The 13103-nt window shown below is 64.3% G+C and carries 9 protein-coding genes; 6 read left to right on the top strand and 3 right to left on the bottom strand.

The genetic code is table 11. The features are described 5' to 3' along the window. Positions 1 to 11: 11 nt before the first annotated feature. Positions 12 to 827, top strand: a complete 816-nt coding sequence (blaOXA, locus tag C404_RS33030; RefSeq protein WP_021192968.1) for an OXA-60 family carbapenem-hydrolyzing class D beta-lactamase — start codon at positions 12 to 14, stop codon at positions 825 to 827. A 244-nt stretch (positions 828 to 1071) separates the two neighbouring features. Beyond that, positions 1072 to 1491: a hypothetical protein gene (locus C404_RS33025; protein ID WP_232317446.1), complete on the top strand. Its 420-nt coding sequence runs from the start codon at positions 1072 to 1074 to the stop codon at positions 1489 to 1491. 41 nt (positions 1492 to 1532) lie between these two features. On the opposite strand, the gene C404_RS33020 is transcribed toward C404_RS33025, so the two are convergent. After that, on the bottom strand, positions 1533 to 3170 hold the full coding sequence (locus tag C404_RS33020) for a glucan biosynthesis protein (protein WP_031328759.1): 1638 nt from the start codon (positions 3168 to 3170) through the stop codon (positions 1533 to 1535). 148 nt (positions 3171 to 3318) lie between these two features. Between C404_RS33020 and C404_RS33015 the strand changes: the two genes are divergently transcribed. Together C404_RS33015 and C404_RS33010 are read left to right on the top strand one after the other, a co-directional pair. After that, positions 3319 to 3654 carry a hypothetical protein gene (locus C404_RS33015; protein WP_021192965.1) on the top strand — a complete coding sequence of 112 codons (336 nt, stop codon included), beginning with the start codon at positions 3319 to 3321 and terminating at the stop codon, positions 3652 to 3654. A 117-nt stretch (positions 3655 to 3771) separates the two neighbouring features. Beyond that, positions 3772 to 4950 carry a serine hydrolase domain-containing protein gene (locus C404_RS33010; RefSeq protein ID WP_031328758.1) on the top strand — a complete coding sequence of 393 codons (1179 nt, stop codon included), beginning with the start codon at positions 3772 to 3774 and terminating at the stop codon, positions 4948 to 4950. A gap of 12 nt (positions 4951 to 4962) precedes the next feature. Here the strand turns inward: C404_RS33010 and C404_RS33005 are convergent, their stop codons facing one another. After that, positions 4963 to 5433, bottom strand: coding sequence for a cyanophycin metabolism-associated DUF1854 family protein (locus tag C404_RS33005; protein WP_021192963.1), 471 nt, complete (start codon positions 5431 to 5433; stop codon positions 4963 to 4965). A gap of 33 nt (positions 5434 to 5466) precedes the next feature. Continuing rightward, a complete protein-coding gene (locus tag C404_RS33000) occupies positions 5467 to 7773 on the bottom strand; it encodes a cyanophycin metabolism-associated ABC transporter (protein ID WP_031328757.1) in 2307 nt (768 codons plus the stop codon). A gap of 289 nt (positions 7774 to 8062) precedes the next feature. On the opposite strand from C404_RS33000, the gene cphA (C404_RS32995) reads away from it, so the two are divergent. Both cphA (C404_RS32995) and cphA (C404_RS32990) read left to right on the top strand, forming a co-directional pair. Continuing rightward, positions 8063 to 10723: a cyanophycin synthetase gene (gene cphA, locus C404_RS32995; protein ID WP_021192961.1), complete on the top strand. Its 2661-nt coding sequence runs from the start codon at positions 8063 to 8065 to the stop codon at positions 10721 to 10723. Positions 10724 to 10760: 37 nt separating this feature from the next. After that, positions 10761 to 13103 (top strand): cyanophycin synthetase (gene cphA / locus C404_RS32990; RefSeq protein ID WP_021192960.1); only part of this gene is annotated, 2343 nt, incomplete at its 3' end.

The following is a 13103-nucleotide window of genomic DNA, read 5'->3' as shown; positions in this document are numbered from 1 at the left end:
AAGGAGTTCCTATGTTCCCTCGCTGGTCAAAGACCTTTGCGCTGGCCCTCACAGCCTGTGCTTTCGTGATGGGCGCCAGTCAAGCGCACGCCGAGCTGGTCGTGCGCGACGACCTCAAGCGCGTGTTCGACGAAGCCGGTGTTGCCGGCACCTTCGTGCTGATGGACATCAGTGGCGATCGCACCTACGTGGTGGACCCGGCACGCGCCGCGCGGCGCATCCACCCTGCATCAACCTTCAAGATTCCCAACAGCCTGATCGCCTTCGATACGGGTGCCGTGCGTGACGATCACGAGGTGATCCCATACGGTGGCAAGCCACAGCCCTTCAAACAGTGGGAGAAGGACATGGCATTGCCCGAGGCGATCCGTGTATCCAACGTGCCGATCTACCAGGAGGTTGCGCGCCGTATCGGCCCCGCGCGCATGCAGGCCTATGTGGATGCCTTTGACTACGGCAACCGCCAGATCGGCAGCGTGATTGACCAGTTTTGGCTGCGCGGTCCGCTGGAAATTTCCGCATTTGAAGAAGCGCGCTTCACCAGCCGCCTCGCGCTCAAGCAACTGCCGGTGAAGCCACGCACGTGGGATCTGGTTCACCGCATGCTGCTGATCGAAAAACAGGGCGATGCCGCGCTGTACGCCAAGACGGGGGTCGCAACTGAGTATCAGCCCGAGATCGGCTGGTGGGTGGGCTGGGTCGAGCGTGAGGGGAAGGTGTACGCGTTCGCCCTGAACATCGACATGCCGCTTGAGGCCGACATGGCCAAGCGCATTCCGTTAGGAAAACGGCTGATGCAGGCATTGGAAGTGTGGCCAACACCCTAGATCTTGAATAACGCGGTATTTCCGATTCTGATGATCAATCGGGAATACCCGTGGTTAAGAATAAGAATCGGATTGTGAGACGATTTTGTATGTAAAAAATTGTTGAATCAGGCTGTTACAAAATGGCGGTTAAAAACATGTCAGGTCTGGTCGTCCGTAAACGACTGGATAAAGAACATCGCCCGAGGGTCGGGTACTGGGGGTTGTTATGCACAAGCGTTATACGAGAGGGGCCGTGGCACTGATGGCGGCGATTGGTTGGATGGGGGCGACCGGAGCACTGGCCGCTGGCGGTCAAAGCGGCGGCACGATCCGTTTCACGGGGGCGGTTGTTGCAACCGGGTACAGCGTGCAGGCTGGGCCGCGTGCTGCCGGCACGGCCGATGGGCTGCAGGCCCGTACGGCCGCAACCAGCAATCAAGTGGTGGTGGACTTCAACACACCCGCGGTCAAGCCAGTGCCAGCCGAGGTGTCGGTTATGGCGCGCGGCAAGTCGTCGGGGGTGTGGCACAGGGTTGGTGAAGTCGTGAGCGGGGCACTGATGCGTGCTCGGTATGACGGCTTCAAATCCAACGTGCTGGCGGGCAACCGCGGAAAACTCACGCTCTCACATTCACCTGGCGCCGAACCAGCACTGGCCATCGTGACGGTCGCATACAAGTAAGGCGGGAATTCTCCCGCCTTTTTTATTGATTGCGCCAACCCTTACGACGCCACCGGCCCCACTGGTGATTGAAACGGGTGGTATTGATACAGCCATGTTTCCGACAGCGGCTTGCCATCCACGCGCAGGAACAGGCGCATGTCCACCGGCTCCTTGCCGTCGACCGTCAGGTCGAACTGCGCGCGCCAGTGGCCCGGCACGCCGTTCGGCACCGCTTCGGTAAACACATACGAGAACGTGCCGCGCGAGGTGCTCAGCACGGCTTCGGGCTTCACACCAAACGGCAGCTTCTCCAGCGGCCCCCCCTTGAACTCCACCATGAACTTGCGCACACCGTGCGGACGCGGTTGGCCCGGCTGGCCGCCGTTGCCCAAGCGCGTGGCCACGCAGCGCGCCAGCGGCGTCGGATACGGCTCATCGGCCAGCCAGTGCAGGCGGTAGCGCAGGCGGTACTGGCTGCCGGCGCGCGCCGGTGCCTTCGGCACCCACATGGCGACGATGTTGTCGTGAATCTCGTCGTCGGTCGGGATCTCGATGAGTTGCACCGCGCCTTCGCCCCAACCCTCCAGCGGCTCGACCCACAGGCTCGGGCGGCGCTCGTAGTGCACGCCGTCCTGGTAGTTGTTGAAATCGCGATCGCGCTGCAGCAGGCCGAAGCCGCGTGGGTTGTTGTCGCCAAAGGCGGACGCCATCGTGCGCGGCGGATCGTTCAGCGGACGCCAGATGCGCTCGCCGCTGCCCGTCCACAGGGCCAGGCCATCGGAGTCGTGCACTTCGGGGCGCCAGTCGGTGGCGGTGCCCTTGGCGGTTTCCGAGAACCAGTACATCGACGTAGCGGGCGCGATGCCGAAGCGGTCGATGTCCTTACGCAGGAAGATGGCCGTGTCGATGTCCATCACCACGCCCTTCGTGCGATGCATGACGAAGCGGTAAGCGCCTGTGATGCTCGGGCCGTCGAGCAGCGTGTAGATCGTCACCGAATCGGCGCGGTTGTCTGCCGGCGTGTCGAACCACACGTGCGTGAAGTTGGGGAATTCTTCCGGCTTGCCAGCCTGTGCCACGTCCAGCGCAATGCCGCGTGCCGACAGGCCGTACTGATACAGCTCGCCGATGGCGCGGAAGTACGACGCACCGAGGAAGGCGACCCAGTCGTTCTTCTTCCAGTCGAGTTTCTTCTGGTCGCCCAGGCGGCTTTCCTGGAAGCGGAAGCCAGCGAAGCCGCTGCCGGGTTTGGTCCCATCGGGCAGCTTGCGTGCGGGGCTGTCGGCGGGCATGTCGAAGTACGACGCGTCGTAGATGACCTCGCGCGCGGCGCCTTTTTCCACGACGTGCATGCGCACGGGCGCACGGAAGAACGTGCCCAGGTGGAAGAACGTCACCGGAAACTGCCCCGGGCCATCGGCAAACAGCGCGTGTGCCGTGTCGAACTTGATCTTGCCGTGGGCTTCGTAGTCGATCTTGGCGAGGATGTCGGCCGGCGCCGTGGCGGGCGGCGTGTACGGCTGGCCGGCCATCGTGCGGGCGCGCTCGATCAGCGCATCGAAAGAAAACGGCGTGGCATCGCCCAGTTTGACGCCGAGTTTGACGCCATTTGCGGCCAGTGCTTCGGGCGTGATGCCGAGCGCCGCCAGCGTGGCGGTCACGGAGGCGGAGGCAAGAAGGGTTCGACGTGTGACCATAGGTGCCTGTAACGTAACTTGAGAATCAGAACAGTCCGACATGGTAACGCGGGCAGGGGTTCCGGACGGGGACTTGGCGTCGCACTTGGTGAGGCCGGTTGGCATGCGACTTATACTTCGCCCATTGTGTTTTCAGAACAAGAACAATATGCCGGTTGATTGGAAAGCCCGCCCCGCGCGCGGTCGTTTTGTCCTCGGCTGCATCGCCCTCGTCGTGATCGGGGCGGGCAGCAGCTATCTCGGTTACCGGGATGGTGAACATCTGACAGCCGCGTGGTCGCGCCTGAGCGTCGGCGCAGCCGTTGCGGCCATTGGCCTGCTCGGCGTTCTGCTGCTTGCCTTCGGTACCGCAGCACGCCGTGAACGCATGCTGTTTTCGAGCGTGGCGGTGCGTTCGCGCCGCATGCGACTCTCCGGCTGGGTGGCCTCGCTGGTGATCGGGGCGTTCGTCTTTGCTTACGTCTACGCATCAACGGGCGTGTAACCGTCAGACCACTTCCGCTGATATTCACGCCGCTGGATCCACCGTTCGTCGCACGCCGCTTGGTTGACGCCAAACGGTTGGTGATACTGCCTGCCACGGATCCAATGTGGGGGCTTCATGGCGCAACGACATCGCAGTCTTGGCTGGTTAGCCCATGCGGGTGTCGCGCTCGGCCTCGCCGTGTGCACGCATGCGGCGATCGCTGCGCCACCGTGCGATGCGCCTGCCCAGTTGAACGACGGCTGGCAGATTGACGCGAGCCCTGCCGCCGCCGGCTTCGATACCGACCGCCTCTGCACCGTCCTGCACAACTTTGCAGACGGCGATATCAACTTCCACAGCCTGCTCGTCGTACGCAACGGCCATCTAGTCGCCGAGGTCTATCGGCCCGGCAAGGACGAGCGCATCAAAGACCTGTTCCGCACCACGCGAACATTCGGCCCAACGACCGTGCACGACGTCCGGTCGATCAGCAAATCGGTGACGAGCCTGCTATGGGGGATTGCGCAGGCGCAAGGCAAGATGCCGGCGCTGGATATGCCCGCGTTGTCACTGTTTCCCGAACTGGCTGCCTTGAGCCGTGATGGCCGCGAGGCGATTACGTTGTCGCAGATGTTCTCCATGTCCAGCGGGCTGGCCTGGAACGAATGGCACGCCACGAGCCCGTTCAATAACGACGAATTCGGGCTGTTCTGGCATACCTCACAAACGCGCTACGTGTTCAACCGGCCAATGGCTGTGCCGGCCGGCACGCAGTTCAACTACAGCGGCGGCAATACTGCGGTGCTGGCCCAATTGCTGGCCGATCGCGTTGGCATGTCATTGCCCGAGTACGCACGCCAACAGCTTTTCGAGCCGCTGGGCATCACCGACTGGGAATGGGTGGACGATTACCGTGGTCGCCCGCTGGCATTTGCGGGGGTGCGCTTGCGCCCGCGGGACTTGGCGCGCATCGGGCAGCTTGTCTTGCAGCACGGCCAATGGAACGGCCGGCAAGTGGTGCCTACTGCATGGATTGCCGAATCGACCCGCCCGCACATCGATACGGGTATCGAGCCGGATTTGCGGTACGGCTACCAATGGTGGCTGGGCAAGGTGGAGGCGGGCGGTGCGCAGCAGGATTGGATGGGTGGCATCGGCAACGGTGGCCAGCGCCTGTGGATCATCCCCGCGCTCGATATGGTGGTCGTGACAACGGCAGGCGATTACAACCAGCGCGGGAGCTGGAAGCGGACGGCAACCCTGTTCAGCGAGGTGATGGCAACAGTGCAACCGGTACCGCCAGCCCTGAGGTAACCACTGCGCGGTTCAGAGGAATCGATCGAGGATCTTCCGGCTGGGTTTGTCCAGCGCAACGTGATCGCGAATCAGGTAGTGGATGCCGTGGCTGTCCGAGATCAGCAGCGTGCTGCCGGTCAGGCGGCGAATGTCTTCTTCGCCGCGCAGCACGAGATCGGTCTGGCCGCGATCGGTCTGCACCGTCCACTTGCTGGGCGTGGCATAGGTCGATACGCCGATGATCTTGCGGATCTCGGGCATGAACTCGCGTGTGGCCAGTTCATCGGCGATCAGCACGCGCGTGGGCTCGGGCAGTGCATCCAGCCGCGTGATCCAGGCCAGCTCGCGGCCGTCGGTGCTCATCAGGCTGAAGCCATCGGCCGCTGCGGAAATCGGAAACGCGCGCACGGGCACCACGCCTTCGTGCGAGGTGCCGTCGGCCAGGGTCATGACCAGCTTGCCGAGGCGGTTGCGGCTCAGGGTGAAATCGGGCGTTTGCATTGCCGTGCTCTTCCAGAAACGTGATGGCTGCGCTTATTGCGCGTAAGCCGGTTCGGCAGCGTCCACGCGCTCGCCGTCGCTCGTCATGTCGGTGTCTGCGTCGACATTGCGGGCCTGTGCCTGATAGAGCTTGTAGTACGCCCCTTCGCGTGCCAGCAGTTCATCGTGGTTGCCCACCTCGACGATCTGGCCGCGGTCCATGACGACCAGGCGATCGGCCTTGCGCAGCGTCGACAGGCGGTGCGCGATGGCGATGGTCGTCCGGCCCTGCACGAGGTTGTCGAGCGCCTTCTGGATTTCCTTCTCGGTGGTCGTATCCACGGACGACGTGGCCTCGTCCATGATCAGGATGCGCGGGTTGATGAGCAGCGCGCGCGCAATCGAAATGCGCTGGCGCTCACCGCCCGACAGCGCCTGGCCGCGCTCACCCACCAGCGAGTCGTAGCCGTGCGGTAGACGCAGGATGAACTCGTGTGCGTGCGCGGCACGTGCGGCGGCAACGATTTCCTCGCGCGTGGCGTCGGGTTTGCCGTAGGCGATGTTGTCGGCAATCGTGCCGAAGAACAGGAACGGCTCCTGTAGCACCAGGCCGATGTTGCGGCGGAATTCCGAAATGGGCAGCGAGCGGATGTCGACGCCATCCAAGCGGATCGCCCCTTCCGACACATCGTAGAAGCGGCAGATCAGGTTCACGAGCGTGCTTTTGCCCGAGCCGCTATGCCCCACCAGGCCGATCATCTCGCCCGGCTGGATCGACAGGTTCAGGCCGCGGATCACCGCCCGGTTGCCATAGCGGAAGCCCAGGTCGCGCAGTTCGATCGCACCTTCAACGTTGTCGAGGTGCACCGGCTTTTGCGGCTCCGGCACGCTCGACACGTGGTCGAGGATGTCGAAGATCCGCTTGGCGCCAGCGGCCGCCTTCTGCGTGACGGACACGATGCGGCTCATCGAATCCAGGCGCGTGTAGAAGCGGCTGATGTAGGTCAGGAACGCCACGAGCACGCCTACGCTGATGGCGTCGTGGCTGATCTGCCAGATCCCGAAAATCCAGACCACCAGCAAGCCCACCTCGGTGAGCAGCGTCACGGTGGGCGTGAACAGCGACCACACCGCGTTGACGCGGTCGTTGATGGCCAGGTTGTGCTTGTTGGCCTCGGCAAAGCGCGTGACTTCGCGCTTTTCCTGGGCGAAGGCCTTGACCACGCGGATACCCGGGATCGTGTCGGCCAGCACGTTGGTGATTTCCGACCAGATCCGGTCGATCTTCTCGAAGCCGTGCCGCAGGCGGTCGCGCACCAGGTGGATCATCCACGCAATGAACGGCAGCGGCACCAGTGTGACCAGTGCCAGCCACGGGTTGATCGAGATCAGGATCACCGCCGTCATCACGATCATCAGCACGTCGGTGGCGAAATCAAGCAGGTGCAGCGACAGGAACACGCTGATCCGGTCGCTTTCCGAACCGATCCGGGCCATCAGGTCACCCGTGCGCTTGCCGCCGAAATACTCCAGCGACAGCTTGAGCAGGTGCTCGTAGGTGGTGGTGCGCAGGTCGGCGCTGATGCGCTCGGACACGCGCGCCAGCAGGTAGGTGCGCGCCCACCCCAGCGACCATGCCACCAGCGCGGCGCCAAAGAGGCCGGACAGGTAGAGGGTGACCAGACTGTAGTCGATCGGGGTGCCGTTCTGGTACGGGATCAGCACCTTGTCCATCAAGGGCATCGTCAGGTACGGCGGCACCAGGGTGGCGGCCGTGCCCAGCAGCAGCAGGGCGAACCCGGCCAGCAATTGCCAGCGATACGGCCGGGCAAAGCGCCACAGGCGCAGCAGCGCCCAGGTGGAGGGCGGTTGCTCCAGCTCGCGGCTGCACTGGGGGCAGGTGTCTTCATCGGGCGGAAGCGGCGCCTTGCAGGTCGGGCAGACGTCTGTGTCGGCTGGTGCGGGCTCGGCGCCTGCCGTGAGTGCGTTGCGGCGCGCGTCGAACACGTCGGTCAGCCGCAGGGCGTCGGCGTTGTGGCCCAGCGTGTACCGCCAGCTCGCCAGGCGGCGCTGGCCGTCGGACAGCTCCAGCGTGCCTACGCCGGCGTGGTCGGTGTGCGAAAGCGTCATGCCGGGCGCGATGTCCCAGCTTTGCAAGTCCTTTCCGCCGGGGGGCCGCCCGATCAGGCGGCGATGCGTAACAACCAGCCACCCTTGGGTAAAATGCAGCCTTGGGTCCAAATCCAGCTGCAGTCCGGCCAGGACGGTTTCCTCTGGAGCGAGGCTTGAGCCGAGCTCGACACTCCAGGGGTCCTGAGTGCCGGCAAGGTTGGGGGCGGATGTTGGGGAGGACTGGGTCATGAGCGGCGCAAAGAATTCAAAAAGCGCGTCCCAATGGCCCAAAAAACAGCCCAAAACGGGTAAAGGACGAACATAAATCGGAGCAATGGTGCGGCCATCGCGCGCGTTGAGCGTCCGGTGGCCGGCAAATTTTGCTCGCAAGTATACATAGGGGAGCGAGCCAGGAAATTGGTGCGATGCACAACGCACTCCTGGTTCAAGCGGTCAACGCCAAAGCCGTTGTAACGTTATTGAAAGGTAACGCTTCATTTTCTCGGGCATTTCGCCCACTGCTTTCCAAGCTAATTCGATGAAGAAGAAGGACATTGAGATTCTCGATGTCATGTCGCTGCGCGGCCCGAATATGTGGACATATCGGCCAGTGCTGGAGGCATGGGTCGACATTGGTGAATTGGAGGATTTCCCCTCCAACACGATTCCGGGGTTCTATGAGCGCCTGTCGACGTGGCTGCCAACGCTGATCGAGCACCGCTGCAGCCCCGGCGTGCGCGGCGGCTTCCTGATGCGCTTGAAGGAAGGCACCTGGCCGGGTCACATCCTGGAGCACGTCACGCTCGAGCTGCAGAATCTGGCCGGCATGCCGGGCGGCTTTGGCAAGGCCCGCGAGACCCCGATCCGCGGCGTCTACAAGGTGATCGTGCGTGCCTGGCACGAAGACGTGACCCGCGCAGCACTGTTTGCGGCGCGGGACCTCGTCATGGCCGCCATTGAAGATCGTCCGTTCGACGTGGATGCGGCGGTCGAAACGCTGCGCGATATGGTGGATGACCAATGCCTTGGTCCGAGCACGGCCTGCATTGTGGATGCCGCTGACGACCGGGGCATTCCGTCGATCCGCCTGTCGGACGGCAACCTCGTGCAACTGGGCTACGGTGCACGCCAGCGCCGCATCTGGACGGCCGAGACAGACCGCACCAGCGCCATTGCCGAATCGATCTCGCGCGACAAGGACCTTACGAAAAGCTTATTGCAGTCGTGCGGCGTGCCCGTGCCGGAAGGCCGCATGGTCGACAGCGCCGAAGACGCCTGGGAGGCCGCCGAAGACATCGGCGTGCCGGTGGTGGTCAAGCCATACGACGGCAACCACGGCCGCGGCGTGTTCACCAACCTGATGACGCGCGAAGAGGTGGAAACCGCCTACGCGGTGGCCATCGAAGAGGGCAACGGCGTGATCGTCGAGCGCTTCGTCTCCGGCAACGAACACCGCCTGCTGGTGGTGGGCGGCCGTGTGGCGGCGGCGGCCATGGGCGAGACCGCATCGGTTGTCGGCGATGGCACCTCCACCATCGAGGAGTTGATCGAATCGCAGATCAACGCCGACCCGCGCCGTGGCCCGACCGAAGAGCACCCGCTGAACCCCGTGCGACTGGATTCCGCCGCGCGCCTGGAGCTCAAGCGCCAGGGCTATGCCGATGGCACCGCTGTGCCGCCCGCAGGCCGCACCGTGCTGATCCAGCGCAACGGCAACGTCGCATTTGATGTGACCGACCGTGTACACCCGAGCGTGGCGGCCCACGTGTCGCTGGCGGCACGGGTGGTCGGGCTGGACATTGCCGGCGTGGATCTGGTGGCCGAAGACATTTCGCGCCCGCTGGACGAACAGCGCGGCGCCGTTGTTGAGGTGAACGCCGGGCCGGGTTTGCTGATGCATATCCGCCCCGCCCAGGGTGAACCGCGCCCGGTGGGCCGTGCGATTGTCGACCACCTGTTCTCTGGCAAGGACGGCGTGCAGGACGACGGCCGCATTCCCATCGTGGGCATCACGGGCACCAACGGCAAAACTGTCGTCGCCAAGCTGGTGGCGCAATTGCTGCAGCTGTCGGGCAAGCATACGGGCCTGGGCTGCAGCGACGGCCTGTACCTGGACCACCGCCAAGTGGAAGGCACGGCCCGCAGCGACCGCGCTGCCTGGGACGCGTGCCATCGCATCCTGATGAACCGCGCGGTGGAAGCCGCCGTGTTCGAGAACGACAGCGGCATGATCTTGTCGCAAGGGCTGCCGTATGACCGCTGCCAGGTCGGCGTGGTCACCAACTTCGACAAGCCCGATCACCTGGGCGACTTCTACGTCGAAGACGAAGACCGCATGTACAGCGTCCTGCGCACGCAGATTGACGTGGTGTTGAAGACCGGCGTGGGCGTGCTCAATGCCGCCGACGCACGCCTGGTCGAGATGGCCGAGTTGTGTGATGGCGAGGTGATCTTCTTTGCCCTCTCGGGCGACCTGCCGGCCATTGCCGCGCACCGTGCTGCGGGCAAGCGGGCGGTGTTTGTGCGTGACGGCAAGGTGGTGCTTGCTACCGGCCAAACGGAAGTGGCACTGGCCGATGTGTCGGCCATTCCGCTCGCTTACGCGGGCCGGGTGCCGTTCCAGATCGAGAACGTGCTGGCCGCCGTGGCGACCGGCTGGGCGCTGGGCATCTCGCATGAACTGATCCGTGCTGGCATCGTCACGTTTGACGTTGGCCAGGTGGATGTACCGGGGCGCTTTACGCTGTTCCAGCACAACGGCGCCACCATCGTGGTGGATGACGCGCACAACGCGTCAGCGCTGCAAGCGCTGGCCGGTGCGCTGGACAACTTCCCGGCAGAACGCCGGACATTGGTGTTTGGCGCTGGTCTGCAACGTCGCGACGAAGACCTCGTGGCACAGGGCACGGTGATCGGTCAAACGTTCGACCGCGTGCTGCTGTGCGAAGACGCCAGCGTCAAGCGCGCCGATGCCCAGTTCGAGCCCCAGGCGCGTGCGCTGCTCAAGCAGGGGATGCAGCAAGGCGGCCGTGTGGCCGAGGTCGTCGTCGACGGGGGCAAACGCCAGGATGCTGTGGAAGCGGCACTGTCACAGCTCGCACCTGGCGATCTGCTGGTCCTGCAATGCGACGAATGCGCGATCGATGCCACTGTCGAGCAAGTCCATCAGTGGATGGGCCGCACGGAACACCGGGCCTGACCAAAAGCAGCCCACAGCACAACGGAAAGCCGACTGTATGGAAGTCTCTCGTATCCGGGCCCTGCGTGGTCCGAATCTCTGGTGTCGTCACACGGCCATCGAGGCCATCGTGGCCTGCTCGGACCAATCGCTCCTGTTGACCGAGCTGCCGGGTTTTGAAGACCGCCTGCGTGCGCGTTTTCCGGCCATCGGCCCGCTGCGGCCGGATGACGAAGCCGATGCGCCGTCGATGGCGCACGCGCTGGAAGCTGCCGCGCTGGGCCTGCAGGCTGCTGCGGGCTGCCCGGTCACGTTCAGCCACACCGAGCCGACGCTCGAACCCGGTACGTACCAGGTCGTTGTCGAATACACCGAAGAGGAAGTGGGCCGACTGGCGTTCGAGCTGGCTGGCCAACTTTGCCTGGCGGCGCGTGATGACCAGCCGTTCGATCTGGACGACGCGCTGCACCGCCTGCGCGACCTGGATGAAGACGTGCGCCTGGGACCGAGCACCGGGTCCATCGTCTACGCCGCCGTGGCGCGCGGCATTCCGTACCGCCGCCTCACGCAAGGCTCGATGGTCCAGTTTGGCTGGGGCAGCAAGCAGCGCCGCATCCAGGCGGCCGAGACCGACATGACCAGCGCCGTGGCCGAATCCATTGCGCAGGACAAGGACCTGACGAAGACGTTGCTGCATGCCGCCGGTGTGCCGGTGCCGCTTGGCCGTTCGGTGCGCAGCGCCGAAGAGGCTTGGGAAGCCGCGCAGGAAATCAACGGCCCGGTGGTGGTCAAGCCGCGTGATGGCAACCAGGGCAAGGGCGTGGCCGTGCGCATCCGCACGCAGGAAGAAGTGAAGACGGCCTACGAAGTGGCGGCCGACATCTCGTCGGACGTGATCGTCGAGCGCTACATCCCCGGCCACGATTTCCGTCTGCTGGTGGTGGGCAAGCACTTGGTGGCGGCCGCGCGCCGCGACCCGCCGCAAGTCATTGGCGACGGCAAGCACACGGTGCGCGAGCTGGTCGACGAGGTGAACCGCGACCCGCGCCGTGGTGAAGGGCATGCCACGTCGCTCACGAAGATCCGCTTTGACGACATTGCACTGGCCACGCTTGCCAAGCAGGGCCTGAGCGCCGACGCCGTGCCGCCCAAGGGCACGCGCGTGGTGTTGCGCAACAACGCGAACCTCTCCACGGGTGGCGCGGCAACCGACGTGACCGACGACGTCCATCCGGCCATCGCGGCGCGTGCCGTGGCTGCTGCGCAGATGGTTGGGCTCGACATCTGCGGTGTGGATGCCGTTTGCGAAACGATGCTCAAGCCGTTTGAAGACCAAGCCGGCGGCATTGTAGAAGTCAACGCCGCACCGGGTTTGCGCATGCACTTGCAGCCCTCATACGGCAAGGGCCGCGCGGTGGGCGAAGCCATCATCTCGACGATGTTTGCCGATGGCGACGATGGCCGTATCCCTCTGGTGGCTGTCTCCGGCACCAACGGCAAGACGACGACCGTGCGCCTGATCACCCACCTGCTGGCCTCCAGCGGCCTGCGCATGGGCATGACCGGCACCGATGGCGTGTACATCCAGGGCCAGCGTATCGACACCGGTGACTGCAGCGGCCCGCGCAGCGCCCGCAACGTGCTGCTGCACCCCGACGTGGATGCCGCCGTGTTCGAAACCGCGCGCGGCGGCCTGTTGCGCGAAGGCCTGGCCTTCGACCGCTGCGATGTCGCCGTGGTGACCAACGTGGGTGAAGGCGACCACCTGGGCCTGAATTACATCAGCACGGTAGAAGACCTGGCTGTGCTCAAGAGCGTGATCGTGCAGAACGTGGCGCCCAAGGGCATGGCTGTGCTCAACGCCGCCGACCCGATGGTCGCGCGCATGGCCGATGCCTGCCCAGGTTCGATCACGTTCTTTGCGCAGGACATTGGCCTGCCGACCATGGCACTGCATCGTGCGCAGGGCAAGCGCGTGGTGTTTGTCGATGGCGCAGAGATTGTGGCCACCGAAGGCGCCAAGGAAACGCGCATCGCGCTGGCCGACATTCCACTCACGCGCAACGGCACGATTGGCTTCCAGGTTGAGAACGCCATGTCGTCGATTGCTGCCGCTTGGGCGCTTGGCATCGACTGGGCGGTCATCCGCCGCGGGCTAGCCACATTTGTGAACGACGCCGCCACGGCGCCGGGGCGCTTCAACCTGTTCGATTACAAGGGCGCTACGCTCATTGCTGACTACGGCCACAACCCGGATGCCATTCAGGCGCTGTGCAACGCCGTGGCAACGATGCCGGCCAAGCGGCGCTCGGTGGTGATCAGCGGTGCGGGTGACCGTCGTGATGAAGACATCCGCAAGCAGACGCAGATTCTTGGTGGCGTGTTTGATGATGTGCTGCTG

Origin of the sequence: Ralstonia sp. AU12-08 (assembly GCF_000442475.1) — a bacterium.
GTDB classification, from domain to species: Bacteria; Pseudomonadota; Gammaproteobacteria; order Burkholderiales; family Burkholderiaceae; genus Ralstonia; species Ralstonia insidiosa.
The sequence above is the reverse complement of the archived record's forward strand: the minus strand, read 5'-3'. Positions and strand labels throughout refer to the sequence as shown.

Excerpts from the sequence above, each read along its gene's own strand:
- blaOXA (WP_021192968.1), top strand. The coding sequence starts at position 12 with ATGTTCCCTCGCTGGTCAAAGACCTTTGCGCTGGCCCTCACAGCCTGT.
- C404_RS33010 (WP_031328758.1), top strand. The coding sequence starts at position 3,772 with ATGGCGCAACGACATCGCAGTCTTGGCTGGTTAGCCCATGCGGGTGTC.
- C404_RS33020 (WP_031328759.1), bottom strand. The coding sequence starts at position 3,170 with ATGGTCACACGTCGAACCCTTCTTGCCTCCGCCTCCGTGACCGCCACG.
- C404_RS33000 (WP_031328757.1), bottom strand. The coding sequence starts at position 7,773 with ATGACCCAGTCCTCCCCAACATCCGCCCCCAACCTTGCCGGCACTCAG.
- C404_RS33025 (WP_232317446.1), top strand. The coding sequence starts at position 1,072 with ATGGCGGCGATTGGTTGGATGGGGGCGACCGGAGCACTGGCCGCTGGC.
- cphA (WP_021192961.1), top strand. The coding sequence starts at position 8,063 with ATGAAGAAGAAGGACATTGAGATTCTCGATGTCATGTCGCTGCGCGGC.
- C404_RS33005 (WP_021192963.1), bottom strand. The coding sequence starts at position 5,433 with ATGCAAACGCCCGATTTCACCCTGAGCCGCAACCGCCTCGGCAAGCTG.
- C404_RS33015 (WP_021192965.1), top strand. The coding sequence starts at position 3,319 with ATGCCGGTTGATTGGAAAGCCCGCCCCGCGCGCGGTCGTTTTGTCCTC.